Origin of the sequence: Streptomyces sp. NPDC087440 (assembly GCF_044744005.1) — a bacterium.
In the GTDB taxonomy this organism is placed as follows: domain Bacteria; phylum Actinomycetota; class Actinomycetes; order Streptomycetales; family Streptomycetaceae; genus Streptomyces.
Genome location: NZ_JBIUXN010000015.1, coordinates 248,326 through 261,858 on the forward strand (window position 1 = coordinate 248,326; position 13,533 = coordinate 261,858).

A 13,533-nucleotide genomic window follows, 5' to 3' on the forward strand; every position below is an offset into this window, starting at 1 on the left:
GGCTGGGAGGTCAACTTCGGTGATGTGTACGGCTGTTGCTAGATGCCGTCGTGCGCGGTGCGGCGCTGGACCAGGACGGCGGCGACGATGATCGCCCCCTTGGCGATCTGCTGGACGTCGCTCTGGAGGTTGTTCAGGGCGAAGATGTTGGTGATCGTGGTGAAGACGAGCACGCCGAGCACGGAGCCGACGATGGTACCGCGCCCTCCGGTGAGCAGGGTGCCGCCGATGATCGCGGCGGCGATGGCGTCGAGCTCGTACAGGTTCCCGTTGGTGTTCTGGCCCGAGCCGGACAGGACGATCAGCAGAAAGGCGGCGATTCCGCAGCACAGGCCGGACAGCAGGTAGAGGTAGAGGCGCTGGCGGCGTACGTCGATGCCCGCGAGCCGGGCCGCTTCGGCGTTGCCGCCGACGGCGACGGTGCGGCGGCCGAAGGTGGTGCGGTTGAGGAGCAGCCAGCCGATGACGGTGACGACCGCGAACACGAGGACCAGCGGCGGGATGCCGAGGACGTACGCGTCGGGCAGGCCCAGGTCGAGCACCGAGTTCACGGTGACCATCTGGGTGCGGCCCTCGGTGATCTGGAGGGCGAGGCCGCGGGCGGCGGCCAGCATGGCGAGGGTGGCAATGAACGGCACCAGCCTGCCGTATGCGATGAGCACCCCGTTGACGAGTCCGCAGGCGGTGCCGACGAGCACGGCGGTGAACAGGATGCCCGCGAAGCCGTACTCCTGGGTGGCGACGGTGGTGGCCCAGACGGAGGCGAGGGCGACGATCGCACCGACGGAGAGGTCGATGCCGCCACTGGTGATGACGAAGGTCATGCCGACGGTGACGACGCCGATCACCGAGGCCTGGGTGAGGACGAGTTGAAGGTTCCCGGTGTCCAGGAACTGGTCGGGCCTGGTGATGCCGCCGACCGCGATCAGGACGGCGAGGACGCCGAGGAGGGAGAGGTTGCGGATGTCGAGACGCGAACTCCCCCTGATCGTCGGAGACTTCGCGGCCATGGGTGGGGCTTGTGTCGGGCCTGTCTTCGTCAGGTCGGGCGGGGTCATGGGGCGGTGCTCCCTTCCATCACGAGGTCGAGCACACGGTGTTCGTCGAGGTCGCGGGCGGGTGCGGTGTGCACGAGGCGGCCCTCGCGCAGGACGAGGACCCGGTCGGCGAGGCCGAGGACTTCGGGGATCTCGCTGGAGACGAGGAGGACGGCGAGGCCGTCGTCGGCGAGGCGGCGGATCACCGCGTACAGCTCGGCGCGGGCGCCGACGTCGACGCCGCGGGTGGGTTCGTCGAGGAGCAGGACGGTGCAGCCGCGCAGCAGCCAGCGGGCGAGGACGGCCTTCTGCTGGTTGCCTCCGGAGAGGGTGCGGACGCGGGCCTCGGGGTTGTCGGGGCTCAACGAGAGTTCGCGGGTGGCGTGTTGGGCGGCGGCGCGTTCGGCGCGGCGGTCGAGCCAGCCCGCGCGGGAGAAGCGGGAGAGGGTCGAGACGGAGACGTTGCGGGTGACGGACTCCAGCATCAGGAGGGCCTGCGCCTTGCGCTCCTCGGGGGCGAGTCCGATGCCCGCACGGACTGCGGATCGTACGCTTCCGGTACGCAACTCCCTTCCGTTGACGGTGATGTGACCGGCCGTCGGCCTGCGGGCCCCGTAGATCGTCTCCAGGATCTCGGAGCGGCCGGAGCCGACGAGACCGGCGAGGCCGACGATCTCGCCGGGGTGGACGGTGAGGTCGAGGGGCTCGAACTCGCCGCTGCGGCACAGGCCTTGGACGTGCAGGGCCGGAGTAGCGGGGCGGTCGGCGGGGGCGGGGCGGTCCGGGAAGGCGTGGGCGACGTCGCGGCCGGTCATCAGGGCGACGATGTCGCGGGTCGGGGTGGAGCGGGCGGGCAGGCCGGTGGCCACGGCGCGGCCGTCCTTGAGGACGGTGACGCGGTCGCCGATGCGGCGGATCTCCTCCAGGCGGTGCGAGATGTAGACGACGGCGACGCCTTCGGCGGTGAGGGAGGCGACGATCCGGAAGAGGTTGTCGACCTCGTCGGGGTCGAGGGCGGCGGACGGTTCGTCCATCACGATGAGGCGTACGTCGTGGGAGAGGGCGCGGGCCATCGAGACGATCTGCTGCTGGGCGGCGGAGAGGGTGCCGACGAGGCGGTTCGGGTCGATCTCGGGGTGGCCGAGGCGGGCGAGGAGGGCGGCGGTGGCGGTGCGGGCGGTGCGGCGGCGGACGAGGAAGCCGGCGGTGGTGGGCTCGTGGCCGAGGTGGACGTTCTCGGCGACGGAGAGGCCTTCGACGAGGTCGAGCTCCTGGTAGATGGTGGCGATGCCCAGGCGCATGGCGGCGGTCGGGGACTTGAGGGCGACGGGGGTGCCGGACCAGGTGATGGCGCCGCTGTCGGGGTGGTGGGCGCCGGCGAGGACCTTGATCAGGGTGGATTTTCCGGCGCCGTTCTGGCCGAGGAGGCAGTGGACTTCGGCGGGGAGGACGTCGAGGGTGACGCCGTCGAGGGCGCGGACGCCGGGGAAGGTCTTGGTGATGTGGGACATGGTGAGGAGGGGGGTGGGGGGAGGTGGGGGTGCGGGGTCGGGTGGCATGAGGTCCCCTCGGGTCGGGTGGGTGGGTGGGTGAGTGGTGGGGTACGGGGGCCGAGCGGGGGCTGAGCGGGGCGTGCGGCCGGTGCGGGGGCGGGGCGGGGGCTCCCGGGGTGGGCCGGGAGCGGGAGGGGCCGCCCCCTTGCCCGCCCGTTCCGCCCCCGGGGGGGCGGCCCCGTCGCCCAAGGGGGCGGGGGGAAGCGGGGGGGAAGGGCAGACCCGCCACCCAGGGGGCTAGGGGGAAGCGGGGGAAGGGCGGCCCCGTCGCTCACGGGGGCGCGGTTGCAGAGGGCGGAGCCCAAGGGGTAGGGGGAGGGTCAGGTGGCGGGGGTGAAGAGGTGGTTGGTGATGAGGAGGGTGGCGCCCGTGACGCCCGCGGTGGGGCCCAGTTCGCCGAGGACGATGGGCAGGTTGCCCGTGGCCAGGGGCAACGACTGGCGGTAGACCTGGGTGCGGATGCTGGCGAGGAGGTTGTGGCCGAGACCGGTGACGCCGCCGCCGATCACCACCAGCCCGGGGTTGAAGAAGCTGACGAGGCCCGCGATGACCTGCCCGACCCGGTTGCCGCCCTCGCGGATGAGGGCCAGGGAGGTCGGGTCCCCGGCAGCGGCCGCCGCGGCGACGTCGGCCGCGGTGAGGCGGCCGTTCGTGTCGAAGCGGGAGGCGAGTTCGAGGGAGTGGCCCGCGCGGGCGGCGGCCTCGGCGTCGCGGGCCAGGGCCGCGCCGCTGAAGTGCGCTTCCAGGCAGCCCTTGTTGCCGCAGGCGCACAGGCGGCCCTCGGGTTCGACCTGGATGTGCCCGATGTCGCCCGCGCTGCCGGTGGACCCCCGGTGGACCCGTCCCCCGACGACGATCCCGCAACCGATGCCGGTGCCGATCTTGACGCACAGGAAGTCGTCCACGGAACGGGCGACGCCCGCGTGCTGCTCCCCCATCGCCATCAGGTTCACGTCGTTGTCGACCAGCACCGGGCAGCCCAGGTCCTGGCTGAGCGCCTCGCGCACCGGGAAGCCGTCCCAGCCGGGCATGATCGGCGGGGCCACCGGCACGCCCTCCGGGAAGCGCACCGGCCCGGGCACCCCGACCCCGGCGCCGTCGAAACCGCCCGGGGCGAGGCCCGAGGCGCGCAGCTTGGCGGCCATGTCGAGGGCCTGCTCGAAGACCGCGACCGGGCCCTCGCGCACGTCCATCGGCTGGTTGAGGTGCCCGAGGATCTCCAGCTCGGCGTTGGTGACGGCCACGTCGACGGAGGTCGCGCCGATGTCGACACCGAGGAAGCGGAGTTCGGGGGCGAGGCGGACGTTGTGCGAGCGCCGTCCCCCGCGTGAGGCGGCAAGCCCGTCGGCGACGACGAGCCCCGTTTCGAGGAGCCGGTCGACCTCGACGGCGAGTTTGGAGCGGGAGAGGTCCATCCGGTCGCCCAGTTGGGCCCGGGAGCCCGGGCCTCCGTCGCGCAGCAGGCGGAGCAGGCGCGCCTGGTGCGCGTTCGCGGGTCGAGCCGTCATGCGCCTCACGTGCCCCTCCTGCCGCACGGGCCGCCCGGAAGCGGCCTGTTCCCTGCCCGCCACGGGGTCGTCCGGGCGGGCTGTGGTGGGGAACGTAGCAGCGGGTGCCGGGGCTGGGAAGAAGTTGAGCCGGAATCGGTCTCGACTTTCTCCAGCGGCAGGACAAAGTGGTGCTCGGCGACAGGTGAATGCTCCGGACCCCTCGCGGGCACCCGCCCCCCATGAAGGTGATGGAGGGTCACATGCCTTTGGCCGCAGGCAAGTTCATCGACTACACCGGTGTCCTGTGGCAGGACATCATCCTGAACATCGCCACCATCGCGGCGATGGTGGGTCTTGTGCTCCGCATCGCCTGGTGGTGGCGGGAGCGCAAGCTCGGGGTGCGCGGGGCCGCCGAACGGAACGAGGACCCCAAGCGGCACATGTCCGGCCACAAGGTGCGGACGCGCCGCATCTGGGCGGCCGCGTCCGTCGCAGGCACCGTGCTCCTGCTGGCCTTCGGCGGCGTCCTGATGCTCCGCGGCAACGAGGACGGCGGCACGGCGGTGCTCTTCGGCGGGATCTTCGCGCTCGCGTGGCTGGTCGCGGCCCCGGTGTGCCGCACCCGCCCCCGCTCGGAGGCGTGAGCGCGAGCCCGACAACCGACGGGGCCCACGGCAAGCGCACCACCACCGGCGAAGCCCACGGCCAGCGCACCACCACCGGCGAAGCCCACGGCAGCGCACGACCACCGGCGGAGCCTACGGGCAGCGCACGACCTGCCCCGCGTACGACAGGTTCCCGCCGAAGCCGAACAGCAGCACCGGGTCCCCCGAGCGCAGCTCCCCGCGCTCGACCAGCTTCGAGAACGCCATCGGGATGCTCGCCGCCGAGGTGTTGCCGGAGTCGACGACGTCCCGCGCAATGACCGCGTTGACCGCGCCGATCCTGGCGGCGAGCGGCTCGATCAGGCGCAGGTTCGCCTGATGCAGGACGACCCCGGCCAGGTCCTCGGGGGCGATTCCGGACCGCTCGCACACCGTGCGGGCGATCGGCGGGAGCTGGGTGGTGGCCCACCGGTACACGGACTGCCCGACCTGCTCGAAGCGCGGGGGCGTGCCCTCGATCCGTACCGCATGGCCCATCTCCGGAACGGAGCCCCACAGCACCGGGCCGATCGCGCCCGCCGCCGTGTCGTCGTGCTCCGGCGTCGCCTCGACGACCGCCGCGCCCGCGCCGTCGCCGACCAGGACGCAGGTGGAACGGTCGGTCCAGTCGGTGATCTCGGTCATCTTGTCCGCGCCGATGACCAGGGCGCGGGTCGCCGATCCGGCCCGTACCGCGTGGTCGGCGGTGGCCAGGGCGTGGGTGAAGCCCGAGCAGACGACGTTGAGGTCCATCACGGCGGGCGAGCCCATGCCGAGGCGGGCGGCGACCCGGGCGGCCATGTTGGGCGAGCGGTCGATGGCGGTGGAGGTGGCGACCAGGACGAGGTCGATGTCCGCCGGGTCCAGGCCCGCGGAGGCGAGGGCCTTGGCGGCGGCGTGCGCGGCCAGCTCGTCGACCGGTTCGTCGGGACCCGCGACGTGCCGGGTCTTGATGCCGACCCGGCTGCTGATCCACTCGTCGCTGGTGTCGACCAGCTCGGCCAGGTCGGCGTTGGTCAGTACCTTGGCCGGCTGGTAATGCCCGAGCGCGACGATCCGTGAACCGGTCATGTGCGCCTCCACCCCTCATTGCGGACAGTCGGAGCGACCCAGTCTTCTTTGTGACTCACCGGTACGAGGTGCGTGAATCAACAGCGTTCGCCACCTGGACTTTGGAGCTTCCCGCCCACCCCACGGACAATGGACGTCGCCATACGCACATCGGGTCGCACCGTCACTCCCGGTGGGGCGCTTTTTCGTCACTCTCGGGGCAGGACTGATCACCATGGGCCGGGTCACCGCACGCCGTCGCGTCGTACGCATCAGGGGCGGGGCCGTCTCGACGCGTCCGGACACGCTCGTGGCGGAGGAGCCGCTGGAGATCAGGCTCAACGGCAAGCCCCTGGCCATCACGATGCGCACGCCCGGCGACGACTTCGCGCTGGCCGCTGGCTTCCTGGTCAGCGAGGGCGTGCTCGGCGACGGGACGGAGGTCGCGAACATCGTCTACTGCGCGGGCGCCCAGGAGGACGGTTCCAACTCCTACAACGTGGTGGACGTACGGCTGGTTCCCGGGACGCCGGTCCCGGACATCACGCTGGAGCGCAACGTCTACACGACGTCGTCGTGCGGGCTGTGCGGGAAGGCCAGTCTCGACGCGGTGCGCACGCAGGCGCGCTTCCCGATCCTGGACGTGCCGCCGGTGCGGGTGACGCCCGAGCTGCTGTCGTCGCTGCCGGTGCGGCTGCGTGCGGCGCAGCAGGTGTTCGACCGGACGGGCGGGCTGCACGCGGCCGCGCTCTTCTCCGACACCGGCGAGCTGATCGACGTGACGGAGGACGTGGGGCGGCACAACGCGGTCGACAAGCTGGTCGGGCGGGCGTTGACGGACCGGCGGCTGCCGTTGTCGCGGTCGATCCTGCTGGTGTCGGGGCGGGCGTCGTTCGAGCTGGCGCAGAAGGCGGTGATGGCGGGGATACCGTTCCTGGCCGCCGTCTCCGCGCCGTCGTCGCTGGCGGTGGACCTGGCGGCGGAGACGGGGCTGACGCTGGTGGGGTTCCTGCGGGGGGCGGACATGAACGTGTACGCGGGCGAGGAGCGGGTCGTACTCCCCTAGGGGCACGTCAGCGTCGCCTGACCAGGTGCACGTCAGCGTCGCTTGACCGTACGGTTCTCCACCGGTGCCGGGATGAACTGGAGCTCCAGCGTCGCCGGGGGCTTCGCGATGCCGGGTCCGCCCGCCGCGACCCAGGCCAGGATCTCGTCGGTGCTGTCGTCGTCGAGCGCCCAGCCGACCCAGGCCGCCCGGCCTCCCCTGCGCCGTCCCTCGGTGGACGGCTGGACGACGACGACGTTCGCCTGTCCGCACGGGCCCAGGCAGTCGCTGGTACGGACGACCAGACGGCCCGAGGACGCGGCGGCGGCCTCGTGCATCCTGCGGAGCTGGCCCGCGTGGTCGGTGCCGGGGTTCTTGCGGGCGTCGCCGCAGCAGCAGCCCCGGCACACGGTGAGGGCGCAGGGGCGGTTGCCGAAGGTGCGTATCGCTGAGGTCACTTGTCGATCTTGCCAGCCGGGGCCGGTGCGGCGACAGGCGGCATCTCCGTCGGCAACGGCTCCCGGTCCTCTCCCCTGCGCCGCGCGATCACCGCACACACCATCAGCTGCATCTGGTGGAAGAGCATCAGCGGCAGTACCGCCAGGCTGGCGTGTGCCCCGAACAGGACGCTCGCCATCGGCAGCCCCGCCGCCAGGCTCTTCTTCGATCCGGCGAACTGGATCGCCACCCGGTCCGCCCGCTCGAAGCCGAGCCGCTTGGACCCGTACCAGGTGAGCGCCAGCATCACCGCGAGCAGCACGGCCTCGACGCCGAGCAGGGCCAGCAGCCGCAGCGGCGAGATCCGGTTCCAGATGCCCTGGGCCATGCCGAGGCTGAAGGCCGCGTACACGACGAGCAGGATCGACGACCGGTCGAAGTAGCCCAGCACCTTCTTGTGGCGCACGACGAATCCGCCGACCCAGCGCCGCAGCAACTGTCCGGCCAGGAACGGGGCGAGCAGCTGGAGCCCGATCTTCAGCAGTGAGTCCGCGGAGAAGCCCGCCCCGCCGCTGCCGCGCAGCAGGAGCGCCGCCAGGAGAGGCGTCACGAAGATGCCGACGATGCTGGAGAAGGAGCCCGCGCAGATCGCCGCGGGAACGTTTCCGCGCGCGATGGAGGTGAAGGTGATCGAGGACTGGATGGTCGAGGGGACCAGGCACAGGAAGAGGAAGCCGTTGTAGAGCTCGGGGGCGAGCACGTGCGGGACCAGGACCCGGCCCGCGAGTCCCAGCAGCGGGAAGACGACGAAGGTGGTGGCCAGCACGGTGACGTGCAGCCGCCAGTGCGCGAGTCCCTGGAGCATCTCGGCGGTCGACAGCCGCACTCCGTACAGGAAGAACAGGATCGCGATCGCCGCCGTGGAGACGTGCCCCAGCACCTGGGAGGCCGTGCCGGTGGCGGGCAGCAGGGTGCCCAGGCAGACGGCGCCGAGCAGCGCGAGGACGTACCCGTCGACCGGGAACCAGGAGGGCGGCTTGAGGCGGCTCATGCGTGCCATCGTCGCCCGTCGGAGCCTGATCGGGAAACCCGCATACGGCGCTGACTGTCATCGCCGATCGTGATGACGAGCAGGCCCTGCGGGCGGTACGTTCGCCGCATGTACGAGCCGACGCATCTGCGGACCTTCCTGGCCGTGGCCCAGACCCTCAGTTTCACGCAGGCGGCGCGCCGCCTGGGGCTGCGGCAGTCGACGGTCAGCCAGCACGTGAAGCGGCTGGAGGAGGCGGCCGGGCGGCGGCTGTTCGTCCGGGACACGCACCGGGTGGCGCTCACCGAGGACGGCGAGGCGATGCTCGGCTTCGCCCGGACGATCCTGGCGGCGCACGAGCGGGCGGCGGCGTTCTTCACGGGGAAGCGGCTGCGGGGGCGGTTGCGGTTCGGGGCGTCGGAGGACTTCGTGCTGACCCGGCTGCCGGAGATCCTGGAGGCCTTCCGGCGGGATCACCCGGAGGTGGACCTGGAGCTGACGGTGGAGCTGTCGGGCATCCTGCACCGGCAGTTGGAGAGCGGGCGGCACGATCTGGTGCTGGCGAAGCGGCGGGCGGACGACACGCACGGGGAGCTGGTGTGGCGGGACACCCTCTCCTGGATCGGGGCGCCGGGGCTGCGGGTGGCGGCGGACCGGCCGGTTCCGCTGATTCTGTTCCCGCCCCCGGCGATCACGCGGGCGCGGGCCCTGGAGGTGCTGGAGGGGCAGGGCCGGGCGTGGCGGATCGCGTGCACGAGCGGGAGCCTGAGCGGGCTGGTGGCGGCGGCGCGGGCCGGGCTGGGAGTGATGGCGCACACCCGGGGGCTGGTGCCGCCGGGGCTGGAGCCGGTGGGGACGCGGGCGGGGCTGCCGGAGCTGGGCGAGGTGGAGTTCGTCCTGCTGCACGGGAGGCGGCGGGGGGCCGCGGTGCAGGAGGCGGCGGAGGCGTTGGCGCAGGCGGTGCTGGCGGGGGCGGACCGGCTGCACCGGGGTGGGCCGTAGGGCGCGGCCCACAGCGGCGGGTCGGCCACCGGCCGGCGGGACGGCCCCCGCTCAGCAGGCTCAGTAGGACGGCACCCGGAGCGATCCGAGGCCGCTGCCCGCCGGGCCCGTACAGCCCGTCGGCGACCGGGTGGCCCTCGGCGGCGCGGCGCTGCTCTCCAGTGCGACCGTGGGGCCCGCGGCGTAGACGTTGTCCGGGGTGATGGTGAAGGCGTTCAGGGGGCCGTTCGTCAGGTCGATGCCGGTCTTGCGGGTGGGGTCGCGGAAGACGTTGCCGCGTACGGTGACGTCCGCGACGGTCGCGTCCTTCGGGTACTCCATGTAGGAGATGCCGGTGCCCCACGTCCCGTGGTCGCGGGTCGGGCGGAAGTCGTTGTGGCAGACCTCGACGTCCTTGAGGTGGTGCGGGTGGTCGGCGGCATTCGAGTCGTCCTGGACGTACAGCAGCACCGAGGTGTCGTGCAGCGTGTTGTTCCGTACGGTCACGGCTTGCCCGTTGCGCACCTTGACGCCGCCCTCCGCACCGGACAGCCACCAGCCCCGGAACCAGTTCCCGGCGACGACCGTGCGCGCGCCGTGCGTGCCCCAGAGGTAGACGGCGTGGTCGAGGTCGTAACGCTCCGTCGTGCGGGAGGCGTTGCGGTCCAGGCTCGCGTTGAAGACGTTGCGCCGGATCGTCGTTCCGGAGGCCGCGTTCCCGAACAGGCCCGAGGCGAAGGCCCCTTGGTCGGCCCGCCAGCCCTCGGCCTTCGCGACGGCGGACAGGACGCCGGCCGCGCCGGGGAAGGAGGACCCGAAGAAGCCGTCCAGCCAGCCCAGTTGCGCGGTGTTCACGCCGATGACGTTGTCGTGGATGTTCGCCCGGTCCGTCTTGTAGAGGTCGACGGGCGGGGTCACCGGAACGGGCCGGTCCGAGAGGAAGAGCGACTCGCGCACCTCGGCGTTCGGGGTGGTGCTGAAACTGGCGACCGCGTTGTGGAAGACCACCCGCTGGACGCGGTAGTCGCGCTTGTACGTCGACGAGCCGCGCTGGGCGACGTCGACGCCGTCCAGCACCAGGTCGCGGAGGGTCACGCCCGCCGCGCGGCCGTTCCACTCCTCGTCGCCGAGCCGGCCCTTCCCGGTGAGCACGGCGGGCCGGGCGAGGTCGCCCGCGAGGGTCACTCCGTCGGCCAGCGGCACCGCGCCGTCGATCCGGTAGTGCCCGGCGGGGAACCAGACCGTGCCGCCCCGCGCGGAGGCGGCCGCGACCGCCCTGCCGAGGGCGGCGGTCGAGTCCTTGCGGCCGGTGGGGTCGGCGCCGTGCGCCGCCGGGTCGATCCGGGGGCCGGTGACGCGGGGCGGCCGGTAGGCGTTCGTGTCGGCTTCCGCTTCTGCTTCTGCTTCCGCTTCTGCGGTACGACGCGGGCGCGCCGTGCTGTCGGCCTTCGCCGGGAGCGTGGGCCTGGCGGAGGCCCTCGCGGGGGCCGCCGGTCCGGCCGCCGCCGGGGCCTGCTCGGGGCGCGCGCCGGGGGCGCCGTCACCGTCCGCCACGGCCCAGACCAGGGCTCCCGTGATCCCGGCCGCCGCGACCGCGCCGCCGATGGCGACCGTACGCCGGGCGGGGAGGCGGGGGGAGTCCGCGGCGGCGCGGCTGCGGGAACGGTCGGAAGGGGTGGAGGCTGCCCGGCGGCGGGAGCGGGACATGGGGAAGAGGGCCTTCCGGAAGACGGCGGGGGAAGCGTCGCGCCCGACCGCAGGGGGGTGCGGACGTCGGCCCGAGGAGGCGCCGAGAAGGGCGCGTACGTCGCCCCGAGAGGGCACACGTCGACCCGAAGGGGATGCGAACGTCCGTCCGACCCTAGTCTCCGGGGGCGCACGCCCGTAGGCGCGCGGTGGCCTCCGCGTACAGATTCCGTGGAGATTTCCCCGGGGTCGACTTACCCGGAAGTAAGGTCACCGTCCGAGCCCTCCGATGGGGTCGCCCGGGGGGCCTGTGACCTGTACCGATATGCCCGTTCGCAGCTTCCGGCAGTGGCTCTCGCCCCCTCCCGCGCGGGGCGGCATTGGGGTACCGTCACCGGCGCTGTGCGGAGCGCCTCAAGGAGCCAGGTCATTGCGCGAGTTCACTGTCCCACCCACGGCTGCGCCCCCTCAGGTCGGCGGACTTGCGGACGCGGTGTTCCGCAACGCCGACGAGGACCCGCACCGGGTCGCGCTCGGCCGCAAGGACGCGGAAGGACGCTGGCAGGACGTCACCGCCGCGCAGTTCCGCGACGAGGTGATGGCGCTCGCCAAGGGGCTGCTGGCGCAGGGCGTGCGGTTCGGCGACCGGGTCGCCATCGTCTCCCGTACGCGCTACGAGTGGACCCTGTTCGACTTCGCCCTGTGGACGGTCGGCGCGCAGCCGGTGCCGGTGTACCCGACGGCCTCCACCGAGCAGGTCTTCTGGACACTGCACGACTCCGAGGTGGTGGCGTGCGTCGTCGAGCACGAGGACCACGCGATGACGGTCGCCTCCGTCATCGACCGGCTGCCGCGCCTGTCCATGCTGTGGCAACTGGACGCGGGCGGGGTGCAGGAGGTGGTCGCGTCGGGCGCGGGGGTCGACGACGACGTGGTGCACCGGCACCGCAGGGCCGTCACCCCGGAGTCGGTCGCCACCGTCATCTACACCTCCGGCACCACGGGCCGCCCCAAGGGCTGCGTCCTCACGCACGCGAACTTCATGACCGAGACGGACACGGTGATCGCCCGCTGGGAGCCGGTGTTCCGCTCCTCGCCGGGCGACGAGGCGTCGACGTTGCTGTTCCTTCCGCTGGCGCACGTCTTCGGGCGGATGGTGGAGGTGGCGGCGATCCGGGGGCGGGTGAAGATCGGGCACCAACCGGCCATGGCCGCAGCCGAGTTGCTGCCCGACCTGACGGCCTTCCGGCCCACCTTCATCCTGGCCGTCCCGTACGTCTTCGAGAAGGTCTACCACGCGGCCCGGCGCAAGGCGGAGGCCTCGGGGAAGACGGCCGCCTTCGACAAGGCGGTCGAACTGGCGGTGCGGTACGCGGAGGCGCTGGAGCACAAGGCCTTCGGGACGGGGCCCGGCCCCTCAGCCTCCCTGCGGATGCAGCATCAGCTGTACGAGAAGCTCGTGTACGGAAAGGTGCGCGAGGCGATGGGCGGGCGGGTGCGGCACGCGATGTCGGGCGGGTCGGCGATGGAGCGGCGGCTCGGGCTGTTCTTCGCGGGGGCGGGCGTCACGATCTTCGAGGGGTACGGGCTGACCGAGTCGACGGCGGCGGCGACCGCCAACCCGCCGGAGCGGACGCGGTTCGGGACGGTGGGGCTGCCGCTGCCCGGGACGACCGTGCACATCGCGGACGACGGGGAGGTGTGGCTGCACGGCGGCCACGTCTTCGCGGGCTACCTGAACGATCCGGCCGCGAGCCGGGCCGTGCTCCACGACGGATGGCTGTCGACCGGCGACATCGGCTCGCTCGACGCCGACGGGTACTTGACGATCACCGGGCGGAAGAAGGAGATCCTGGTGACCTCGGGCGGCAAGAGCGTGTCGCCGACGGGGCTGGAGGAGCGGGTGCGGGCACATCCGCTGGTGGCCCAGTGCATCGTCGTCGGCAACGACCGGCCGTACGTGGCGGCGCTGGTGACGCTGGACCTGGAGGCGGTCGAGCACTGGCTGTCGATGCACGGGCGTCCGCCGATGGAGCCGAAGGACCTGGTGCGCGATCCGGACCTGGAGATGGAGGTCCGCAGATCCGTGGTGGCGGCCAACACGCTGGTCTCGCAGGCGGAGTCGATCCGGACCTTCCGGATACTGGCGCACCAGTTCACGGAGGAGCAGGGGTTGCTCACGCCGTCACTGAAACTGAAGCGCAAGGCGATCGAGAAGGCGTATGCGGTGGAGGTCAACGCGCTGTACCGGTGAGGGGGGCGGGGGGCACCGGTGCGGGGCAGCCCGCACATCCCCCAGCGGGGCAGCCCTCACATCCCCAACGGGCCCGCCCCCCTGGACCCTGCCGCTTCCCCGCCTCCTCCTCGGGCTCCTCCCCCGCCCCCTCTGCCCCCTCCCCCCTCGGGCTCCACCCTTCGCCACTCCGTCCCCCGGGCTCCACCCTTCGCCACTCCGTCCCCTCGGGCTCCGCCCCCCTTCCCCCTCCGCCCCCTTGGGCGACGGGGCCGCCCCAAGGGGGCGGAACGGGCGGGCAAGGGGGCGGCCCGCCCGACTCCGGGCCACCCCGCTCCCGGCCCTC

The 13,533-nt window shown here is 72.7% G+C and carries 11 protein-coding genes; 4 read left to right on the top strand and 7 right to left on the bottom strand.

The genetic code is table 11. The annotated features are described in order from the left end of the window. Positions 1-38: 38 nt before the first annotated feature. The 3 genes from ACIO3O_RS27785 to ACIO3O_RS27795 all read right to left on the bottom strand — a co-directional run bounded on the left by ACIO3O_RS27785 (position 39) and on the right by ACIO3O_RS27795 (position 4,098). Positions 39-1,010: an ABC transporter permease gene (locus ACIO3O_RS27785; protein WP_401750409.1), complete on the bottom strand. Its 972-nt coding sequence runs from the start codon at positions 1,008-1,010 to the stop codon at positions 39-41. Positions 1,011-1,054: 44 nt separating this feature from the next. Beyond that, entirely contained in the window at positions 1,055-2,596 is a 1,542-nt protein-coding gene (locus ACIO3O_RS27790) for a sugar ABC transporter ATP-binding protein (RefSeq protein ID WP_401750358.1), read from the bottom strand. Between the two features lie 314 nt (positions 2,597-2,910). Beyond that, a complete protein-coding gene (locus ACIO3O_RS27795; protein ID WP_401750360.1) occupies positions 2,911-4,098 on the bottom strand; it encodes an ROK family protein in 1,188 nt (395 codons plus the stop codon). A gap of 242 nt (positions 4,099-4,340) precedes the next feature. Between ACIO3O_RS27795 and ACIO3O_RS27800 the strand changes: the two genes are divergently transcribed. Further along, on the top strand, positions 4,341-4,724 hold the full coding sequence (locus tag ACIO3O_RS27800) for a hypothetical protein (RefSeq protein ID WP_401750362.1): 384 nt from the start codon (positions 4,341-4,343) through the stop codon (positions 4,722-4,724). A gap of 114 nt (positions 4,725-4,838) precedes the next feature. On the opposite strand, the gene ACIO3O_RS27805 is transcribed toward ACIO3O_RS27800, so the two are convergent. Then, positions 4,839-5,795: a beta-ketoacyl-ACP synthase III gene (locus ACIO3O_RS27805; RefSeq protein WP_401750363.1), complete on the bottom strand. Its 957-nt coding sequence runs from the start codon at positions 5,793-5,795 to the stop codon at positions 4,839-4,841. A gap of 214 nt (positions 5,796-6,009) precedes the next feature. On the opposite strand from ACIO3O_RS27805, the gene fdhD reads away from it, so the two are divergent. Next, positions 6,010-6,840, top strand: coding sequence for a formate dehydrogenase accessory sulfurtransferase FdhD (gene fdhD, locus ACIO3O_RS27810; RefSeq protein WP_401750365.1), 831 nt, complete (start codon positions 6,010-6,012; stop codon positions 6,838-6,840). A gap of 32 nt (positions 6,841-6,872) precedes the next feature. Here the strand turns inward: fdhD and ACIO3O_RS27815 are convergent, their stop codons facing one another. Both ACIO3O_RS27815 and ACIO3O_RS27820 read right to left on the bottom strand, forming a co-directional pair. Then, the gene (locus ACIO3O_RS27815; RefSeq protein ID WP_401750367.1) at positions 6,873-7,277 is read right to left on the bottom strand and encodes a (2Fe-2S) ferredoxin domain-containing protein; all 405 of its coding nucleotides are present in this window, start codon (positions 7,275-7,277) and stop codon (positions 6,873-6,875) included. Continuing rightward, positions 7,274-8,317 carry a bile acid:sodium symporter family protein gene (locus tag ACIO3O_RS27820; RefSeq protein ID WP_401750369.1) on the bottom strand — a complete coding sequence of 348 codons (1,044 nt, stop codon included), beginning with the start codon at positions 8,315-8,317 and terminating at the stop codon, positions 7,274-7,276. Before ACIO3O_RS27820 ends, ACIO3O_RS27815 begins: the two co-directional genes overlap by 4 nt. Positions 8,318-8,416: 99 nt before the next feature. Between ACIO3O_RS27820 and ACIO3O_RS27825 the strand changes: the two genes are divergently transcribed. Continuing rightward, positions 8,417-9,289, top strand: coding sequence for a LysR substrate-binding domain-containing protein (locus ACIO3O_RS27825; RefSeq protein ID WP_401750371.1), 873 nt, complete (start codon positions 8,417-8,419; stop codon positions 9,287-9,289). 60 nt (positions 9,290-9,349) lie between these two features. On the opposite strand, the gene ACIO3O_RS27830 is transcribed toward ACIO3O_RS27825, so the two are convergent. Further along, on the bottom strand, positions 9,350-10,975 hold the full coding sequence (locus ACIO3O_RS27830) for a glycosyl hydrolase family 28-related protein (protein WP_401750373.1): 1,626 nt from the start codon (positions 10,973-10,975) through the stop codon (positions 9,350-9,352). A 409-nt stretch (positions 10,976-11,384) separates the two neighbouring features. Between ACIO3O_RS27830 and ACIO3O_RS27835 the strand changes: the two genes are divergently transcribed. Next, the gene (locus ACIO3O_RS27835; protein WP_401750375.1) at positions 11,385-13,208 is read left to right on the top strand and encodes an AMP-dependent synthetase/ligase; all 1,824 of its coding nucleotides are present in this window, start codon (positions 11,385-11,387) and stop codon (positions 13,206-13,208) included. The last annotated feature ends 325 nt before the right edge of the window (positions 13,209-13,533 follow it).